General features: G+C 28.8%; 17 protein-coding genes and 1 tRNA gene. 5 read left to right on the plus strand and 13 right to left on the minus strand.

The features are described 5' to 3' along the window. Positions 1-37: 37 nt before the first annotated feature. From JJ847_04730 to JJ847_04745, 4 genes are all read right to left on the minus strand, one after another. On the minus strand, positions 38-1429 hold the full coding sequence (locus JJ847_04730; protein MBO6960188.1) for a nucleotide sugar dehydrogenase: 1392 nt from the start codon (positions 1427-1429) through the stop codon (positions 38-40). Next, positions 1422-2444: an NAD-dependent epimerase gene (locus tag JJ847_04735; GenBank protein MBO6960189.1), complete on the minus strand. Its 1023-nt coding sequence runs from the start codon at positions 2442-2444 to the stop codon at positions 1422-1424. The genes JJ847_04730 and JJ847_04735 overlap by 8 nt, the downstream gene beginning before the upstream one ends. 60 nt (positions 2445-2504) lie before the next feature. Beyond that, positions 2505-3656, minus strand: a complete 1152-nt coding sequence (locus tag JJ847_04740) for a glycosyltransferase family 4 protein (GenBank protein ID MBO6960190.1) — start codon at positions 3654-3656, stop codon at positions 2505-2507. Positions 3657-3761: 105 nt separating this feature from the next. Then, a complete protein-coding gene (locus JJ847_04745; protein MBO6960191.1) occupies positions 3762-5201 on the minus strand; it encodes a mannose-1-phosphate guanylyltransferase/mannose-6-phosphate isomerase in 1440 nt (479 codons plus the stop codon). Positions 5202-5394: 193 nt separating this feature from the next. Between JJ847_04745 and JJ847_04750 the strand changes: the two genes are divergently transcribed. Further along, the gene (locus JJ847_04750) at positions 5395-6351 is read left to right on the plus strand and encodes a class I SAM-dependent methyltransferase (GenBank protein MBO6960192.1); all 957 of its coding nucleotides are present in this window, start codon (positions 5395-5397) and stop codon (positions 6349-6351) included. 235 nt (positions 6352-6586) lie between these two features. Here the strand turns inward: JJ847_04750 and JJ847_04755 are convergent. The 9 genes from JJ847_04755 to JJ847_04795 all read right to left on the minus strand — a co-directional run bounded on the left by JJ847_04755 (position 6587) and on the right by JJ847_04795 (position 15005). Further along, positions 6587-6659, minus strand: a tRNA-Ala gene (locus tag JJ847_04755). A gap of 460 nt (positions 6660-7119) precedes the next feature. Then, complete coding sequence (locus JJ847_04760; protein ID MBO6960193.1) at positions 7120-7836, minus strand: acylneuraminate cytidylyltransferase family protein; 717 nt, start codon at positions 7834-7836, stop codon at positions 7120-7122. A gap of 61 nt (positions 7837-7897) precedes the next feature. Then, positions 7898-8695, minus strand: a complete 798-nt coding sequence (locus tag JJ847_04765; GenBank protein ID MBO6960194.1) for a hypothetical protein — start codon at positions 8693-8695, stop codon at positions 7898-7900. Further along, a complete protein-coding gene (locus tag JJ847_04770) occupies positions 8696-9487 on the minus strand; it encodes a hypothetical protein (protein MBO6960195.1) in 792 nt (263 codons plus the stop codon). A gap of 184 nt (positions 9488-9671) precedes the next feature. Then, positions 9672-10850, minus strand: a complete 1179-nt coding sequence (neuC, locus tag JJ847_04775; GenBank protein ID MBO6960196.1) for a UDP-N-acetylglucosamine 2-epimerase (hydrolyzing) — start codon at positions 10848-10850, stop codon at positions 9672-9674. Next, positions 10844-11848 carry an N-acetylneuraminate synthase gene (gene neuB, locus JJ847_04780; GenBank protein MBO6960197.1) on the minus strand — a complete coding sequence of 335 codons (1005 nt, stop codon included), beginning with the start codon at positions 11846-11848 and terminating at the stop codon, positions 10844-10846. Before neuB ends, neuC begins: the two co-directional genes overlap by 7 nt. Before the next feature lie 97 nt (positions 11849-11945). Next, entirely contained in the window at positions 11946-13160 is a 1215-nt protein-coding gene (locus tag JJ847_04785; protein MBO6960198.1) for a LegC family aminotransferase, read from the minus strand. A 3-nt stretch (positions 13161-13163) separates the two neighbouring features. Then, positions 13164-14168, minus strand: coding sequence for an SDR family oxidoreductase (locus JJ847_04790; protein MBO6960199.1), 1005 nt, complete (start codon positions 14166-14168; stop codon positions 13164-13166). A gap of 129 nt (positions 14169-14297) precedes the next feature. Further along, on the minus strand, positions 14298-15005 hold the full coding sequence (locus tag JJ847_04795; protein MBO6960200.1) for a hypothetical protein: 708 nt from the start codon (positions 15003-15005) through the stop codon (positions 14298-14300). 281 nt (positions 15006-15286) lie between these two features. Between JJ847_04795 and JJ847_04800 the strand changes: the two genes are divergently transcribed. The 4 genes from JJ847_04800 (at position 15287) to JJ847_04815 (ending at position 19749) form a co-directional block, all read left to right on the plus strand. Then, positions 15287-16336, plus strand: coding sequence for a nucleotidyltransferase family protein (locus JJ847_04800; protein ID MBO6960201.1), 1050 nt, complete (start codon positions 15287-15289; stop codon positions 16334-16336). Positions 16337-16451: 115 nt separating this feature from the next. Next, positions 16452-17810 (plus strand): hypothetical protein, encoded by a 1359-nt coding sequence (locus tag JJ847_04805; GenBank protein MBO6960202.1) that lies wholly within the window; start codon positions 16452-16454, stop codon positions 17808-17810. Between the two features lie 233 nt (positions 17811-18043). Beyond that, positions 18044-18976, plus strand: coding sequence for a polysaccharide deacetylase family protein (locus JJ847_04810; protein ID MBO6960203.1), 933 nt, complete (start codon positions 18044-18046; stop codon positions 18974-18976). Beyond that, positions 18973-19749 (plus strand): hypothetical protein, encoded by a 777-nt coding sequence (locus tag JJ847_04815; GenBank protein MBO6960204.1) that lies wholly within the window; start codon positions 18973-18975, stop codon positions 19747-19749. Before JJ847_04810 ends, JJ847_04815 begins: the two co-directional genes overlap by 4 nt. Positions 19750-19785 lie beyond the last annotated feature (36 nt).

The raw sequence follows: 19785 nt of genomic DNA on the forward strand, positions 1-19785 counted from the left end.
TAACCATCTATTTTGATTCTAATGTTTATAGATTTATTTAAGGGCGAAGAATATCTAATTCTCTTGGTAAAAAACCCTTCAAGTCAAAAAAGAAGCCATTATGATCGATAATTTCTTCCCAATCATTTTTTTCTAATTTAAGATATTCTTGATGTGCTACGGTGCAAATTACAACATTATATTTGATATTAATTGGTACTTCATTTGAGACTTTAATTCCATAAGTTTTCATGAATTCTTTGCAGTCAGCAAGAGGGTCTACAACTGTTAGGTTTGTTTTGTATTTTTGAAAATTTTTAATTATATCTATAACTTTTGTGTTTCTTATATCGGAACAATTCTCCTTAAAAGTTATTCCAAGAATAAGAATTTCAGCCTTGTCGATATTTATACCCCTTCTGAAGATTTCAAGTATTACTTGTTCAGTAACCCATTTACCCATATTGTCATTAATTTTTCTTCCGGCCAATACAATTTCTGGACAATAACCTAATAATTTGGCTTTATAAGTCAAATAATAAGGATCTACCCCTATACAATGTCCTCCTACTAAACCAGGTTTAAATGGAAGAAAATTCCATTTACTTGAAGCTGCATCAATAACATCTAAAGTATCTATTCCCATTAATTTGAAAATAATTGCAAATTCGTTTACTAAAGCAATATTTATATCTCTTTGAGTATTCTCAATAATTTTGGCTGCTTCAGCAACTCTAATACTATTGGCTTGATATATTCCTGCTTTAATTATTGACCCATAGAGATTTTTTATCCAATTTGAAGATTCAAGAGTATTACCGCTAGTGATTTTTTTGATATCTACTAAAGTATGTTTTTTGTCACCAGGATTTATTCTTTCAGGGCTGTATCCAAAAGCAAAGTCTAGGATATTTTCTTCGGAACCAATTTTTAGGTCTAACTGTTTTTTAATGATAGGAATACAAATTTCTTCTGTAGTCCCAGGAAAAACTGTACTCTCAAATATTATGATAGGTAATACTTTTTTTTCTTTTTTATTTAAATTGCGTTGCTTGATTTTTAATGCTTTACCAACAGTAAGGCACGCTTTCTTTAAGGGATCCAAATCAGGCTCTTTCAAATCATTAATTGGAGTTGGTACAGAAATAATAAATACATCGGCAGTTGATAGAGAGAATATATCTGAAGTCAAATCGTGGAATTTTATATTTGAAAGAACTTTATTAGAAATCTCATTTGTTTTATCAATTCCTTTCTTTAATTCCTCTAATCGATCTTGATTAATATCAAAACCTATTATTTTTCTATCTAGAAAGTCTCCAGTTATATAGCAGTCTTTTTTCTTGGCCAATTCAATTGCCAAAGGAAGCCCTACATAACCTAAGCCAATAACAGCTATTGTACATTTATTTTTATCAGGGAAATGGTTTAATTTTTTTTTATTAGACATTATAAAAATCTCTATACCATTTTATAAACTTCTTAATGCCCTCTCTAATTGGTGTATTAGGTTTGAAGTTTATCCATTCTTCTAATTTAGTAGAGTCAGATTCAGTAGCTGCTACATCTCCTTGTTGCATTGGGAGTAAAAGCTTTTTAGCTTTTATCCCTAATTCATCTTCAATAGCTTCTATGTATTCCATTAGCTTTGTAGGATTTGAGTTTCCGATATTAAAAATTTTATGTGGAGCCCAGCTATTAGAAGGGTTTGGGTCGCTGGTATTAAATGATTTATCGGCAGTCGCAGGCTTTTTCAGAAGTCTTATTAAACTTTCAACAATATCATCTATATATGTGAAATCTCTTATCATTTCACCTTTATTAAAAACTTTTATTGGTTCATTATTTATTATTGATTTTGTAAATAAAAAAAGTGCCATATCTGGCCTTCCCCATGGACCATATACTGTAAAAAATCTTAATCCAGTAGCAGGAATATTATAAAGATGGCTATATGCATGAGCCATTAGTTCATTCGATTTTTTTGTAGCTGCATAAAGACTAACTGGATGATCTACACTTAATCTCTCAGAGAACGGCATGTTAGTATTACCTCCATATACTGAGCTACTACTCGCATATAATAAATGTTCTACCTTTGTATGCCTACAGCCTTCAAGTATATGACTAAATCCAACAAGATTTGACTCAATATATTCAGATGGATTTTCAATGGAATATCTTACCCCCGCTTGAGCAGCTAAATTGACTACTTTTGTGGGTAAGAATTTTTTAAACATCTCATCTATCTTTAATTTATCTCGTAGATCACCTTTTATAAAGGTAAATTTAGTTCCTGTCTTTTTTGAATTAATTTCTAATTGCTTTAATCTTGCTTTTTTTAGAGTTGGATCATAATAAGAATTTAAATTGTCATAGCCCACTAGATTAATACCCTCTTCTAGAATCCTCTTACCTAGATGAAAACCAATAAAACCACCTACACCTGTAAGAAGAATCGTCATATTTATCTAATTAGGAAATATAATTCTAAACTCTTATAGTTATAAAACATAATTTGGTATTTATTTTTCACTTAATTCTTTAAGAGCAGGTAAATAAACTTTTTCCCAATGCATGTCTGCAACAACTTTCCAATCGGCTTTCATTACATCTGATCGAGCTTGCTTGATTAAATTATCTTTGGATTGATTACTTAGTATTTTAATACTTTTTTTAGCAATTTCTTCAGGTTCAAAACTTTGTACAAGAGCGCCATTTATATTATCTACTAAAAAATCACTTGCCATGCCGACATTTGTTGAGACCAATGGCACCCCACTTGCCATAGATTCAACAATTCCTTTTGGCCCACCCTCCTCTCTTGAGGAAATAATATAAAGATCTAATGCATGATAATAATCAACAATTTCTTCATAACAATTTAAAAAGATATGTTTAAATTTAATGCGTCTATCTTTTAATTGATTTTTAACGTAACCTCTCGCAGGTCCTGTCAAAAGAACTACTACAGGAAATTCTTTAGAAATCAAATCTACTGAATTTATAAATAAATCGGGCCCTTTTATATATTTTGGTAAGTTGCCATCTGACCAACCAATTCCATCTTTTTGAAATGATCCAATGACAATCTCATGATCTTTAAAACCCAGTTTTTTTCTAATTCTCTTTTTTTTTGTAATTGAAGGGACCGAAAATAAATTAGTATCAACGCCTATTGGTATGAGAGTTAATTTTGAATTTGGTATGCCCCAATTTTTTAATCTTTTCAAGATTAGGGTAGAGGCTGTAATAACTCTATATAAAGAATCTTTTGTTTCAATAAAGTCATCTAAATGTTTACTTGCAGTTGTGCCATCTTCATATTTTCCATGAAAGAATGAAACCACATATTTATTTCTAGTAGAAATGAATCCCGACCAGTCAACCCACATGTATTGTGATCCAAAGTGAATTACTTTCTTTTTGGAGTTAATTAACGGTATGTTGCTCAGTTCAATTAGGTTCTCTCCATATTTTTTATTAAGAGATTTTTTCATATAAATACCATCCCATTTAATGGACCAATTAGCTTTCTCTACAACAAAGTTAATTTTTGAATTATTTCTTTTTTTTGAATTAAATTTTCTTGATAAATAATGAAAAAAAAGTTTAAGAAAATTAAATATTTTTCTTATTGATTTATTCTTTCTTATTGTTTGAATATATATTTTCATATAAGTTTCTAACCGTAGGAATTAATTTTATTTTTTTTATATTCCATCACTAAAATTATAAATTATTTAATGAATAATAAAATAGCTTTTAGAAAATAATCTTTATTATGAAATACGACCATAATTATCTTCAAATCTTTCAATATCATCTTCACCTAAGTAAGACCCGCTTTGAACCTCTATAAGCTTTAGAGGTATTTTACCTGGATTAGATAATCTATGTTTAGATCCTAAAGGTATATAGGAGCTTTGATTTTCATGAAGAGTGATTTCCTTTTCATCAATTTCAACTTTTGCTGTTCCACTTACAACAATCCAGTGTTCAGATCTATGGTGATGCATTTGAAGTGAAAGCTTTTCCCCAGGTTTTACATTTATTAATTTGACTTGCCATCTTTCTTCATCAACAATAGATTCATAAAATCCCCATGGTCTATAAATCTTTTTGTGATCCTGACCTTCTGGTATGGATTCTTTCTTTAGAACTTCTACTATATTTTTTACTTCCTGAGACTCTTTCTTTCTCGCGACTAAAATAGCATCGCTGGTCTCAATAATAATTAAATCTTCAATTCCTAAAGTTGTAATTAATCTTTTTTCACTTCTTAAATAACAATTTCTAGTATTTTTTGCTAGTACATTCCCTTTAATTACATTTCCATGTTCGTCTTTTTGAGAGATTTCCCAAACTGAATTCCAACTTCCAATATCAGTCCATCCTGCATTAAGAGGTAGAACTGTCCCTAAATGAGTCTTTTCCATAACAGCAAAGTCTATTGAAATATTAGGACATTTAGAGAAATCATTTTTATTTAATCTTTGAAAATCTAAATCAAAAAGATTATCTTTTAAGGCATTACCACAATGTTCAATGATTTCAGGAGAATATAGTTTTATTTCATCTAGGATTGTTTTTGCATGAAATAAGAACATACCACTATTCCAAGTATATCTTTTATCAGTTATAAATTGTTTGGCTTTTTTAAAATCTGGTTTTTCTACAAAACAATCGATTTTCGAACCTAAATTTAAAGTATTATTTATTGGATTTTCAGATTTTATATAGCCATAACCTGTCTCAGGTGATTTGGGTACAATCCCAAATGCTACTAATCTTCTCTGATTTACATAATCTAATCCTGCTTCTATTACTTTTAAGAATTCTTTTGTATCTTCTATCATATGATCTGAGGATAAAATTAATAAGATTGGATTTTCTTCTAACTCAAGAGATTTTATTGCGGCTAAAGTAATTGCAGGTGCTGTATTTCTTCCAAATGGCTCAAGAATTATCGCCCTGGGTTTAATATTAATTTCTCTCATTTGTTCTGCAACTAGGAATCTATGTTCTTCGTTGCAAATTACTATAGGTTCTTTGGCTATATTTGAATTATTAATTCTCTCCTGAGTAAGTTGTAATAATGATTTATTTGAATTAGAGCTTAAAGATAAAAATTGTTTTGGAAAACTTTTCCTTGAAAGTGGCCATAACCTAGTTCCTGAACCACCACATAAAATAACAGGAATTATTGTATTACTAGTCATAAGTATATATTAATCTAATCAGGCATTTATATTTTATCTTATTTGTTCTATTTCTTATTTTTACACTATTTATTTATTAACTCAAATGATTTTAAAATTACTTTTTAAACTATTTAGTATTCTTTAGGTTTAATATTAATTAAAATTAATAATGAATTTTCTAAAATAAACTTACAAAAAGCTTTTATCAATAATGGCATTTTTTAAAGAATTATATGATGCTTATCGACAGGGATTAAACATCAATAAATATATTCAGCAAAAGAATAATCTATCATCAGACTCTAAAATTTCATCTTTGGAAGCAATATCATATAGTTATGACTTGCAAGCAGGATCATATACAAGATCATTCTATAAAGATTATGAAAGATCAAAAAAATTTGTTGAATATATAATTAAACATATTGAAGATCTTGATTTATTTAAAATTTTAAATAAAAAATCTAATGAGCTAACTATTTGTGACTTTGGGACTGGAGAGGCAACTAATTATTCTTTATTAATTAATTCTTTTCAAAAAAAAGGATTTGATGTAATGCCTTTCGGTATGGATATATCGTTATCACGATTATCTATAGCTATGCATCTTTTATCAATTGAATGTCAAAACAAAAATTCATCTTTTTTCCTAGGTGATTTGACCTCTATCCCATTGGCTGAGAATTCGTTAGATGTTAGTTTCACAATGCATGCAATTGAACCTAATTTAGGGAAAGAAGAAATTATTTTAAACGAGTTAATAAGAGTAACTAGAAATTTTATTGTATTAGCAGAACCAATTTATGAGACTGCTACTAAAGAACAAGCAACAAGAATGAGAGAATTTAATTATATAAAAAACTTAAAAACTAAACTTTATGAAAATAATTTAGTAGAAGTAATTCATGATTCTTTATTCCCTATCGAACTTGTATCAAATCCAAAAAATAGAACAACTTTATTAATAGCTAAGAAAAAGCAAACTCACTATTTAGATCTTAACCAAAGCAAAAATATATATAATTGTCCAATTGAAAAAATAAATTTAACAAAAACCAATAATTTTTGGATATCTAAATTAGGTTCATGTTATCCAGAAATTAACTCTATTCCTATACTTCTTTCTTCCAAAGCATTACCTTATTATCATGCAATAAAATTAATTTGAAAATTAATAGAGCCTTATTTATTTGAGAATATAATTTTAAAATAATCTTCATCTCATTGGTGCAGTCAATTTTAATTCAAATTATTATTTAAAAATAATGTTGTATTTTTTGGATTTTGTATTCTGATTAATTTGATAGATTAGCTATCTTGTAAACTACAAACCTATATCAGTCTTATAATTAGATTTTTGAACTTAATCTAATCTAATTTACTGATATAAGTTAAATAATAAGTGGAGCCAAGCGGATTTGAACCGCTGACCCCCTGCATGCCATGCAGGTGCTCTACCAACTGAGCTATGGCCCCAGACCTCGAAACGTCATTAATATTATCAATCTAGAAATTTTTCTCTTGACGTCTCTAGTTCTTATAGTACTTTATAGCGTTTGATTATTGAAATTTGCACCTTAAAATGCTTGAAGAGATTTACAAGTATCCGTATTATTTATTGAGCCGTTATCAAGAAATTCCTCACCTACTTAAAATTTAGATTGTTCATTAATGGATTATGAAAGGAATTAAAATAGATGGAAACTTTTGAAAAGAGTCTCTTTTAGATATTTTTTTGGCTAAAAAAGTCTAGTTTTTTTAGATATTTATTTTGTTGCTGAAAATAAAGATTACATTTGAGAGATTTAAAGAAACTTGCAAATCTAATTCTTGAGAGAAATACTAATTATCAAAAGCAATAGAATTATTTTGCTTTGGAAAAATTGAAATTATAAAAATTATTGAGCACGTTAAAAATCCTTTTATAATATCTGAATTATTTTCTTAATGATCTTTTGAAGAGAAATTCTGCCAACTCTAGATCAAAAGGATCATCAATGTTGATGACCTCTCTATTAATTAAGATAGCGTGGCAAGACTCATCTAAAATCGTTTTTTCTTCTATTAATTTTTTTCTTGTCAATGCATAACAAATACCATTTCTGTAAAAATAAGGAGGTATTTTTTGTCTTGGGACGTAAGAATTATCATTTGGTAAGTAGAACCCTATTTTCCCATCATTTTTAATTTCTAGAGCTTTTTGAGGTCTATAATGAGCGGGCATTAAACTGACTGTTGCAACTGCTGGGTAATCATTTTTTATTAATTCAGTAAGACATAACTCAATATCTTTTGGAACTCTAAGTGGACTTGTGGGCTCAAGCAAAATCGAGATATCAAATTTCTTTTTCAGAATCTTTTCAGAAGTTATCCATGCATGAGTCCACATATCAACAGATGAAGCATTATCGGTTCCAAGAATTTCGGGACGTATGAAAGGGACCTCTAATCCACAATCTCTAGCTTCAGAAGCCATTTCTTTATCATCAGTTGAGATGATGGAATAGTCTAAAAAAGGAAGAGCTTTGCAGATTTCTGAAGCATGTTTTATGAGAGATTTCCCAGAAATTTTCCTTAAATTTTTTCTCGGTATTCCTTTACTTCCTCCTCTTGCGGGAACAACCGCAAGAATACTTTTACCAAATAGTGTCATATTTTCATTTTATTATTAATTAGTAAAAATCTGATTGCATTTATATATTTATTTCTGAATATTATTCAAGTTCAGCTAGTACCGAATACGCTATAGGAAATGATGTATATTTTCTTACTTTATTGGTATAATTTTGTTTTAAAGATGACCAATATTTAGTTTTAATAATATTATTTAAGTTTTTAATTTCATGAATTAAATCATCAGGTAGGTCATATTGAATAACTTGATCTATGGTGTAAATAAGAGATTCAACTGGAGACTTTGAAGTATTCACCTCTATAACTTTGAAACCACTACTCTCGAGAGAATATCTAATTCCATCTGCTGTAAATCTTAAAAAGTCATCAGGTTGTTGGTGATTTTCCCTTAAGGTGGCATCAAATATATACAAACGACCTTTTTCATTTAAAGCTTGCCTGCATATTTTAAATAGATCAAAGGGATTGGGATAATGATGAAGAACATTTGGAATAAAAATATAATCATATTTATTTTTTACAGATAAGATTTCCTTGATGTTATCTACGTTTATAGAGAAATCTGACTTTTTCATTCTACTTTTGGTAAGAGGTAGAAAATCTAGCTTATCAAGCTGTGCATTTTGCCTAATAGCCTCAGAGGAGTTTGGAGGGACATAATTATAGATAACAAGATCACCCACATAGAAAAGACTTGAAAAAATTGAAAACTCATCATAGATATAGCATCTTTCTAACAGTGCTGATCTTTTATTGGTAGTAATATTTTTTATAACTTTAATAATGTCATTAAAAAGAAGTTCATAATGCGGCCATTTAGTAAGGTCGTAAAGATTCTGAGTTAATTCATTTACAATTAATTGTTGTTCTTCTTTCATTTATTTTTTGGTATTTTGAGATTTGGAAACTCTTTCTCTATTCCTTTTGATCATGTTTGCATACCATTCAAGATGCCCTTCCTTCATGGTTTCGTTCAGAGCATGAAATTGCAATCTTACAACTAAACTTCTTTCTGCTGTATATGGTACTTCATCGGCAAAATGAACACTTCGCGCATGATGAATTGTGCAATCTCCTGGAGAATAATCAGGATCAAAAGTTTTATAAGGAATTGAATTAGGCTTTGCAACAGCTAGAGAAAACCCACTTGCATCTGATGGCTCATGTTCCAATTCATATGTATATGGATTCTTGTAGTATTTCAATCCTCCCATACTTGCAAACTCATTATTAATAGGAATATAAAATGTAAGAGCTTTTGCATTTTTCAATCCATAATATGCATTATCTTGATGGGGAGGTATTGGTGTACCTTTTGCACATCTGGAGTGAATTTCTACACTTTTGAGATAAACGCTCGTTCCAATTAAATGTTGAGCAACCTTAAAAATATCAGAAGTAACAAATTTTCCAAATAAAGAATGATTCTCTTTAAGAGGATATTCAAAATATTTTATATATTTTTTATTATCTACCAGATCAACTGTTAAACCTCTATTATCCTCTTCATAAAGATCAATTATTTTTTCTTCATTTTTATAAATATATTCGCAAGCCTCTTTGCAGATATTTTTGCTAACTATACTAGTTACCTTTATAGAAGAATATTCTAGAAAACTTCTTCTAGATTGATCATCGAATATATTTTCAATAGAGAAACATTGTTCCACTTTTAGAATTCTTTATTAATAGATTATATTTTATATTACATGATTTTTTAATAAATTCTCTCCTTGATAAAACAAACTTAAAAAGCACAAAAAAATACAACTGAAAGTAAATATTTCTTTCTTAATTATTTTATGATTTTTTTCTTTGAATTTATTTTTAAATAATACTCTGTAAATTTAATTTTTAATGTATATCATGAAATTTTTTCTTTAGAATAGAATTTAAATCTTTATCGAGATCAAATTCTTCTATTATCTCTAAAATTTTATTACTAGCTGAACCATTGCCATATGGATTAATTGTTTTCTTTAGTGAATACTGAAATTCCTTAGAATAAAGCTTTATTATCGATTTAATAAGATCTTTTTCATCTGGCTTACAATCAATAATACTTGAGGCTTTTAATCTTCCTTTTTGTCTGTCACCAATATTAATAGTTCCTTTAAAGAAACTTGGAACCTCAATTAAGCCACTAGATGAGTTTCCAATAACACCATCTACAATTTTTAAACATGATAGATACCTAAGTTGACCTAAAGACTTAAAGTAAATCGAATTTCTATTTGATTTACAAAATTCTTTGATTGATTTAATTATTATTCTTCCGTTGGTATCAGCATTGGGCATTGTAAAGATAAAATTTATATCTTTAAATTTTTCAATAGCTTTTAGTATTTGTTCAATTTGAGCTTCACTAGTATTTTGCTCTAACGTTACTGGATGAAAAGTTACTAATAAGTTCTTATCCCAAAATTTCACTCCTAGATTTTGCTCTAGCTTTTCTTTAGACAAAAGTTTCATTTTATTAATACTGTCAATTCCTAAACCACCTACTTCAAAAACAAATTGAGGATTCTCACCTAATTGCAAAACCCTTCTCTTGTAATCTTTTGCCGCGACAAAATGAAAATGAGACATTTTGGTAATACTATGTCTAATTGCTTCATCAATTACCCCTTCTGTGGATTCGCCTCCATGAATATGCGCAATTGGTGTTCGTGAAATCATTGCCGCTATTGCCGCCGAATAAATTTCATATCTATCTCCAAGTAAAACTAATAAATCTGGTTTATGACATTCAAATTTATCCGCAAAACCTATTAGACCTAGGCCAATTGATTTTGAAATTGCAGTTGGAGTATCTGAACTTAATAACATTTCAACCTTATCGCTAATCAAATATCCATCAGACTTTATTTCATTTACTGTTAATCCAAATTCTGGAGATAAGTGTGATCCTGTAACAATTAAAATTAAATCTAAATCTTTTGACTCATGAATTCCTCTTATTATCCATCTTAATAATCCATATTCTGCCCTAGTTCCAGTTACTACACAGATTTTTTTTCTTTTATTTACCATTTTATTAAATTATCTTTTTTAAAGTTATGGCGCGAAGTTTTACCAATTAATTCATCCCATAGAAGAGGAGATATCCCTGTCCCTGGCCTCTTTACACATAAATTTTCTGAATTAAAAACATCACCAATATTAATATTCTGTTTAGCAACAATAGATTTTCTTGCTACTTTCCGATTTTCTAATTCTTGATTTGATGGTTTTTTTATATTGCTGCCTAACGCAATCTCAACTCTCCTAATATTTTTTACCATTTCGGCAAATTTATTAGGTTCTATACTGGCTTTATGGTCCGGTCCTGGTAGCGTTCTGTCAATAGTAAGATGCTTCTCAATTATGACTGCTCCTAAGGCAACTGCTGCTACAGCAATATCAATCCCTTCAGTATGATCTGAATACCCTACTTTAACCCCAAATGCAGATTTTATTGTATTCATTGCTTTTAAATTTACAGTTTCTATTGAAGCAGGATACTCGGTAGAACAATGCAAAATAGTTATAAGATCTTTATTGGTACCATATTTATTTATTTCTTCTAGTGCAATTTCAATCTCTCCAAGAGTAGACATCCCTGTTGATAAAATTATAGGTTTTTTAATAGCAGCAATTTTTCTAATCAAAGGTAGATTAGTAATTTCACCAGAGGGAATTTTATTTCTTTTTAAGGAAAATTTTTTTAGTAATGAGAGACTTGCTAAATCAAAAGATGTAGAAAGAAATTCAATATTTTTTTCATTACAATGTTCAATCAACTCATGATGGTCACTCTCGCTAAGTTTTAAATTGTTCAACATATCTAGTTGAGATACTTGATTGCCAATATTACTTTTTTGGTATTCTGCTAGTGGAGCATAATCTGTTGAAAGTTCACTAGGTAAAAAAGTTTGAAATTTAACAATATCAGCACCAGCATTATATGCAGCATCAATTAATTTATGTGCAAGTTTAATATCACCATTATGATTTACTCCAGCTTCTGCAATTATCAAAGTTTTAGACATTTTTATTTGGTGAAAATCTTTCTTAGGAATAATTAATAATTTAGACCTATATTTTACAATACATCGTTTTTTGAGGCTTCAGCTGGCAATTTTTTCTTTAGTTTTGATTTTTCATTAGCGTAAGTTGAGGACTGCTTGGAAGACTTATGAGCCTAGCCTCTTGATCTTCTGCTACTTTTAACTTACTTCTTGGCGAATCTTTGTACATTTCTAATGTATGTAAAAGCTTCCAGACTGGCCTAAGTAGAATTTTTTCTGAATGTGCTTTTCTTAATAGGCTCTCCCTTTTTAATAATGCATTTTCTCTTTTCTTATCAAGAAATCTTAAATTTATTAACCAATTATTCTTTATGTTTTTGGTTTGATCTTCTATTATTTCGATTCCTTCAATGTTTAATAAATTTTTTTTATATGTCTGAAATAAATTCTTTTTTAATTCTAATTTTTCATTTATTGATTCAAGTTGAGATACTCCAAGCGCTGCATTAATGTTTGGCATTCTATCATTCCAGCCTATTTCAGTATGATTAAATTCCCATGGATGACTTGCTTTTGCTGTAGTAGAGAGATATCTAGATTTTTCTGCAACTTGTTTGTTATTAGTTATTAAAATCCCTCCTCCTCCTGTAGTAATAATTTTATTTCCATTAAATGAAAAAACACCTATCTCTCCATTTAAACCGCAATGTGTATATTCTCCATTTTTAAAATGCCTACTCCCAAGTGCTTCTGCAGCATCTTCGACTATGGGCAACCCCCAGTGATCAGCAACTTTTTTTATTTCTATGATGTCCGCTGGGATTCCAAATATATGAACTGGCATAATTGCAGTTATTCTTCTTCCTGTTTTTTTATTAATTACAAATCCAGATTTTTTTTTGGCGATACTCTCTAATCTTCTTTGGAGGCTTCTATGACACATTCCAAGATTCTCTTTATTGATATCAACAAAATGTGGTATTGCCCCAAGATGTGAAACTGCATTGGCTGTTGCTACAAAAGTTAAAGGTGGAATTATTACTTCATCTAAAGGTTTGACTCCAATCGAGTGGAGTGCCAATCTTAAACCTACTGAACCATTAGTTACTGCTATGGCATATTCCGCACCAGTAAATTCACATATCTTTTTTTCTAATCTTGAAATCCATTCTCCTGCTGAGCTAACCCATCCACTATCAATACAATCCTTTATGTAGGATAAGGCATTTGTGCCTTGGAAATAAGGCTCATGCAAACCAATATATTCATTAGAATTATTGTGTTTAATAGAAAGTTTAATCGCTTCAAATAATTCCTCAGTATATTTTCCCATCATTTAAATTTCATACATATTAGGCTTGTATTTAGACAAGTTTTTATGATCACTAAACCAATTAGAAGTTATCTTTAAACCTTTTTTAAAACCATTTAATCCAGAAAATTTTGGCTTCCAGTCGGTAATTTTTTTTATTAAAGTATTATCACCGTAGAGTCTTTTGACTTCAGAATCTTTAGGCCTCAATCTTATATTATCAGTTTCAATTTCAATGGTCGTATTCATTACTTCAGCAATCATTTTTGCTGTTTCGCCAATTGAGATTTCGAAATTACTCGCAACATTTAAAACTTTGCCTATAGACTCTGAACTTTTTGAAATAGATAAATAAGCTTTACATGTATCTTCAACGAAATTGAAATCTCTTGTAGGATTTATTGAACCTAGTTTTATTTTTCTTTTCCCAGAAGCTATTTGAGTAATGATTGTGGGGATAACAGCTCTGGCACTTTGTCTAGGCCCATATGTATTAAAAGGTCTTATAACTGAAATTGGTGTTTGGAAACTTCTCCAAAAACTTAATGCCATTTGATCAGCACCAATTTTACTCGCTGCATATGGAGATTGACCTACGAGTGGATGATTTTCAGATATTGGAACAAACTGCGCAGTTCCATATGTTTCTGAAGTCGAAGTATGGATTACTCTATCTACATTAAATTCTTTAGCAGCCTGAATAACATTTAACGTACCATGAATGTTTGTGTCTATATAACTAGATGGTGAAATATAGCTATAAGGTATAGCAATTAAAGCCGCTAGATGATAAATTTCATTGCAACCTTTTACTTCTCTTCTTACTAATTCTGGATCTCTAATATCTCCTAAACAAACTTCTACTTCATTTTTAATTTCCTCGGAAACTGAATCGAGCCAACCCCAATTACTTGTGGAGTTATAAAAACAAAAAGCTTTTACACTGTATCCTGATTTAATTAAAAGCTCTACAAGATGAGATCCAATAAATCCATCAGCTCCTGTAACTAAAACTTTTTTACTATTCATCGTTTCTTAAATATATTGACATAAAAAATACTTTAAAACTATATTCTCTATCCTAATTTATTGATACAAACTAATTTGTATCGTACAATAAAACGTTAAATTTGTTTTGAGATTTTTATTGATTTTCAATTATAAATCATCAAGTTTTAAATAAAAATTAAGTCCATGAAGATTAATTCTTGGCGGATATTCTTTAATGTAAGTTGCTCGAATGATACGATTAAGTTCTTTTTCTGAAATATTAATTGAGACTGTTTGAAGTGTATCTAACTCTTTTAATAATCTGGCATTACCTTTCCACTTTTCATCTTTGGATAAGCCAATCTTATCATTGATAACATTGTCTCCAAAAGTATTGATTTCTTTTATGAAGTCAGAGCATAAATTAAAAAGTTCTTTATGGGTTCTCGATAATAAAGTTGGCAAATCATCAAGAGAATCAACTGGAAATCTTCTAACTTCAAGTATCTCCCCATTATCAATTTTTTCATTCATAATATGAGCTGTAACACCAAAAACCTTGACATCATCGTATAAAGCAAAATTGATACAGCCGCTCCCAGGATATTCTGGAGGCCCCGGGTGAAAATTTACTGCTGCTACTTTTGCTTTTTCGATAAGTGTTTTTGGTAAGATCATTAAACTTCTAAAACAAAGAATAAAATCACCCTCCCATTTAAGAATATCCTTTGGTAATTTTTGACCTCTTTTACTTGATTGAACAAAAGTTACATCAAAACCAAAGTTTTTAAGTTGATTAAAAATAGATTTGGATAAATTACATTTTGTTCTTCCAAAAAATAAAATACGTTTTGAATTTACTTTGTCATTTTTCATTTATATATTATTTAAGAGTTTTTAATAAATAAAAAGTTATAATTTTATATTCTATCGCTAATTACTTTTAGGAAAAATACTTTTAAAACTTTATTAAAGTATTTTACCTGTTATCAATATTATGGGAGGTTAAATTGATTTGAAAATCTTTCTTGTGAATTAATATTATCTCTGTAAACTTAAATTAATCTTTAATTTGTAATACTATATATAAATATAATTTTAGAAAAAAAAGTGAATATTAATAGGATATGATTATGTTTTAAATTATTTTGGTCAAAATGGATATGCATCCCTATTTCCTAAGGCCTGAAGCAACTTTAAGAGAAGCTTTTAAAACAATTGAAAATAATCGTGGAAATATTGCACTTATTGTTGATCCTGATGATAAGTTGATGGGTTTAGTAACTGATGGAAATGTAAGAAGAGGACTATTAAATGGACTTGATTTAGACGCAAAAGTGTTGAATGTAATGACAGAAAAAATGATATTTCTTAAAAGCAGTCTTCACTCTTTGAAAGCTACAGCAGAAGCTTTAATGATAAAACATGATATTCAGCAAATCCCAGTAATAAATGAAAAAGGCATTGTAATAGATCTATTGCTTAGAAAGGATTTTAACAACCATTTTATTAGTCAATTACCTTATGTAGTTATCATGGCAGGAGGTTTAGGTTCAAGACTCCTACCTTTAACGAAGGAAACTCCTAAACCCATGCTAAAAATAGGCGAGACTCCGATGATGGAGATTGTCCTATCTCAATGTATACGTTCAGGATTAAAAAATTTTTATTTCGCAGTAAATCACCTGAAAGATCAGATTATTGAATACTTTGGAGATGGTACAAAATGGGGCGTTTCAATAAAATACCTAGAGGAAGAACAACCTTTAGGAACAGCAGGGGCTTTAAAACTTCTACCAAATAACTTAGATAAACCACTTTTAGTTTTGAACGGTGATGTCTTGACAGATTTAAATATAAATAACCTTATTAAATTTCATATTGAACATGATTCTCTGGCAACAATATGTGTAAGAGAATATTTGGAAAGCATACCTTTTGGAGTTGTCAGCCTAGATGGAGAAAAAGTCTTAGAAATCAAAGAAAAACCATCATTTAAACATTATGTTAATGGGGGAGTATATGTATTAAATCCTGAAATTACGAAATTAATTTCTCCTGGTTTAAAAGTTGATATGCCAGATTTAATAAATTTCGCAAGAGGTGAAAACTATAAAATAAGTGCATATCCCATACATGAATATTGGTTAGATGTGGGTATACCTGAAACATTTAAACAAGCAAAAAAGGATTGGAAAGATTTATAAATATAAATTATTTTTTTTGAAAGATTTTTTCGAAAAAAGTTCTCATTATTAGTTGGTAACATCTATATCCTTATTTATAGTATTCTTAAGCAATAGCTTGAGGAAATAAAAAATCATGAAAGATAAAGTTCTGATTTTTTTTGACAATGATATTGTTGTCAGGGCTTTTTACCAATCTGAAACTTTTAAAATATTAGAAAGAAATTTCCAAGTAGATTATGTTTTCCCTGTCGATGAATCTTCTGAAAAAAAATATTTGAATATCAACTTTGATATTTTTTCTAATAAAAAAATTCATTTTGTGAATATAAAAAGAAATAGAATGGGAATGTGGTATCACCTATTCATTGCGCAATTATTGTTTTATCACAGAGGTAAAAGCACATACAAAGCAACTCTTGAGACAAAAGTAAAACTGGAATTAACCCCTAAGTTGGTTATTTTGATGAGGTTTTTATCTAAAAGGGGAATTTTCCCTATTTTTAAATTCTTTTTTAGAAAGATATTGGGTAATAGCAAGGAGATTGAAAAACTATTAAAAGAACAAAATCCTTTATGCGTGATCTATCCTTCAGTTCTTACCGGTCCATTTATTTGTGAGTTGCCAAGAGAAGCAAAGAAATTAAATATAAAATCAATTGTCTGTATGAATTCATGGGATAATCCAATGTCAAAAGCTATTCCAAATGATTATCCAGATTATTTAATTGTTTGGGGAGAAGATAGTAAGAATCAATCTGCAGATTTATTAGGAATACCGGAAAAAACCATACGTAAATTTGGAGCGGCCCAGTTTCAGATTTATAAAGAAAAATCGACCTTGTCTAAAACTATGCTTCAGAAAAAATTTGACGTACCAAATGATAAAAGGATCATATTATATGCAGGAGTTGGTGAAAGTGAAATAGAAACTAAAATTTTAGATTTATTAGAAAATGCAATAGAAAAAGATTTTTTACAAGATACACATATTATTTATAGACCTCATCCATGGCGCGGAAAACTTGTTGGAAGTGAATTAAATTTTTTTGAGATGCAATATAAACATATAACAATGGATCCTCATATGAAGGATTTTTATCTGAATGCAATATTTAATAATAATAGAAAGTTTTTTATGATTGATTACTCCATAACAAGAGATTTACTCGAACTGGTTGATGGTGTTGTTTCTCCAAGATCTACAGTTTTATTAGAGGCTGCAATTCTCGGAAAAATACCATTTGTTATTTTCCCTGAACAAAATAAAAGATTTAATAAAAAAAACATTCATTTTCAAAATTTTTGTAAATTAAGTGATGTTATCACTTGTTTTAGTTGGTCTGATTTTGATAGCAAGATTAAGGTTTTCAGTAGAAATCTGAATAACTCATCCATTTCAGAAAACTTGAAAAATGATGTTAACTATATAGTTGATATGAGAGGCTTAAGCTATGGAGAACGATTAAACTCTTTAGTTGAAAGTATTTTGTAATAATGAAAAAATAAGATAATTATATTAGCCGAATTTAATAAAATTTTTTATTTTTTCTATCTTTATGTTATCTTGATTATTCATAATCTATTATGAGAAAGTATTATATAAAAGCCTTAGAAGCTTTTTTTTATTACTTATCTGAGATGATGCATTTGAGATTATTCTAGTATTCAAAGATCACAGCATAAAGAATGTATTTGAACTCTAAAAATAATTTTTACCACGGCATAATGTTTCATCATTTTCACGACAATGAGATTCATCCTAAAGGCCAAGGGTCCATAAATAAAGATGAATTTTATAAAATAATAAATTTTGTTGGAAGAAAAAATATCTTAGATGCTGAAGTATTTTTTGATAAATTCATGAAGAATAATCTCAAAGATTCAGATGTTTGTTTTACTTTCGATGACGCTATTAAATGCCAAATAGATATTGCCCTACCTGTATTAGAAGATCTTAATATTAAGAGCTTCTTTTTTGTCTACACTTCAATTTTTGAAGGTAATCCAGATAATTTAGAATACTTTAGATATTTTAGGATGAACTATTTCCCCAATATTGATTCGTTTTATGATTGTTTTTATGATGTTTTAGATGAAGATTTGGAAAATTTTTTTAAACTAAGTATTAATAAAATTAAATCAATAAAAATTAGATCTCCGCATTATTCAACTGCAGATATAAAATTTAGACTAGTGAGAGATTCTTATTTAACAAAAACAAAATATGAAAAAATTATGTTTTCTATGTTTAAGCAAAAAGGATTTAATTATAAAGATTTTACTGAAAAACTTTTTTTCCAAAAGAATGATTTAAAAAAACTTGATCAACTTGGCCATTCTATAGGTTTACATTCGCATAATCATCCAACTCTTATAGAAAATCTTAGTTTTGAGGAACAAAAAAAAGAATACGAAGCATGTTTGTCTTCAATATCTAAAATTTTAGAGAAGCCAAAGAAAGAAATTAAATACATGTCTCATCCTTGTGGTAGTTACAATGGTGATACCCTTATGATTTTAAAAGAGCTTGGAATTAAATTAGGCTTTAAACAGATAATGGAGATAGAAAAAGAAAGAGGTATGTCTAAAGTTAATAATTCTCCTTTAGAAATAGCAAGACAAAATCATTCAAAAATACATAAGGAAATAAATAAATGAGAATTACACTTTTCACCGCAAACAAAAACAGGCATAACTACCTCATAAATCTTTTAGCCGAGGTTTGCGAAGAATTATTTGTCGTTCAAGAGTGTGGAACAATTATGCCGGTCCCAAATAATTATTATCAATCTCCAATAATGGAAAAATATTTTGAAAATGTTCTAAAAGCTCAAGAAAAACTTTTTGGAAATTCCTATGTAAATAATAAAAATAGGAATATTAAAACTTTACCTATGCTTTATGGAGATTTAAATCAATGTTCAATTAATTTTCTAGAAGATTTTTTAGAGAGTGATATTTTTATTGTCTTTGGTTCTAGTTATATAAAGGGTGATCTTATTAATTTTTTAATTAAAAAAAAAGCTATAAATATCCATGCAGGAATATCCCCCTATTACAGAGGAAGTGCATGCAATTTTTGGGCTTTATATGATGATAATCCTCATTTAGTAGGTGCAACAATACATTTACTTTCAAAAGGTTTAGATAGCGGACCCATTTTGTATCATGCTATTTCAAAAGTAATAGAAGATCCTTTTATATTCACAATGGCAAGTATAAAATCTGCTTTTCATTCTATTGCCCATAGAATTAAAGATGAAACTATTTTGAAAATAAAACCCATAACTCAAGATAAAAGCAAGCAGTTAAGATATTCAAAAAAAAGTGAATTTAATGAAGAAATAATAGAAAATTATTTTAAAAAAGGTATCGACTTAAAAAAAATGGAATATAAAACATCTATCTTCAAAGATCCATATATCTTATAAATATCCTGCTATTTTGGTCATGATATTTGTTGTAAT

Origin of the sequence: Prochlorococcus marinus CUG1438 (genome assembly GCA_017644325.1) — a bacterium.
Classification (GTDB): domain Bacteria; phylum Cyanobacteriota; class Cyanobacteriia; order PCC-6307; family Cyanobiaceae; genus Prochlorococcus_A; species Prochlorococcus_A marinus_AA.

Excerpts from the sequence above, each read along its gene's own strand:
- JJ847_04805 (MBO6960202.1), top strand. The coding sequence starts at position 16,452 with ATGAAAGATAAAGTTCTGATTTTTTTTGACAATGATATTGTTGTCAGG.
- JJ847_04815 (MBO6960204.1), top strand. The coding sequence starts at position 18,973 with ATGAGAATTACACTTTTCACCGCAAACAAAAACAGGCATAACTACCTC.
- JJ847_04750 (MBO6960192.1), top strand. The coding sequence starts at position 5,395 with ATGGCATTTTTTAAAGAATTATATGATGCTTATCGACAGGGATTAAAC.
- JJ847_04735 (MBO6960189.1), bottom strand. The coding sequence starts at position 2,444 with ATGACGATTCTTCTTACAGGTGTAGGTGGTTTTATTGGTTTTCATCTA.
- JJ847_04795 (MBO6960200.1), bottom strand. The coding sequence starts at position 15,005 with ATGAAAAATGACAAAGTAAATTCAAAACGTATTTTATTTTTTGGAAGA.
- JJ847_04745 (MBO6960191.1), bottom strand. The coding sequence starts at position 5,201 with ATGACTAGTAATACAATAATTCCTGTTATTTTATGTGGTGGTTCAGGA.
- JJ847_04790 (MBO6960199.1), bottom strand. The coding sequence starts at position 14,168 with ATGAATAGTAAAAAAGTTTTAGTTACAGGAGCTGATGGATTTATTGGA.
- JJ847_04785 (MBO6960198.1), bottom strand. The coding sequence starts at position 13,160 with ATGGGAAAATATACTGAGGAATTATTTGAAGCGATTAAACTTTCTATT.
- neuC (MBO6960196.1), bottom strand. The coding sequence starts at position 10,850 with ATGGTAAATAAAAGAAAAAAAATCTGTGTAGTAACTGGAACTAGGGCA.
- JJ847_04730 (MBO6960188.1), bottom strand. The coding sequence starts at position 1,429 with ATGTCTAATAAAAAAAAATTAAACCATTTCCCTGATAAAAATAAATGT.
- JJ847_04740 (MBO6960190.1), bottom strand. The coding sequence starts at position 3,656 with ATGAAAATATATATTCAAACAATAAGAAAGAATAAATCAATAAGAAAA.
- JJ847_04810 (MBO6960203.1), top strand. The coding sequence starts at position 18,044 with ATGTTTCATCATTTTCACGACAATGAGATTCATCCTAAAGGCCAAGGG.
- JJ847_04800 (MBO6960201.1), top strand. The coding sequence starts at position 15,287 with ATGGATATGCATCCCTATTTCCTAAGGCCTGAAGCAACTTTAAGAGAA.
- neuB (MBO6960197.1), bottom strand. The coding sequence starts at position 11,848 with ATGTCTAAAACTTTGATAATTGCAGAAGCTGGAGTAAATCATAATGGT.
- JJ847_04760 (MBO6960193.1), bottom strand. The coding sequence starts at position 7,836 with ATGACACTATTTGGTAAAAGTATTCTTGCGGTTGTTCCCGCAAGAGGA.
- JJ847_04765 (MBO6960194.1), bottom strand. The coding sequence starts at position 8,695 with ATGAAAGAAGAACAACAATTAATTGTAAATGAATTAACTCAGAATCTT.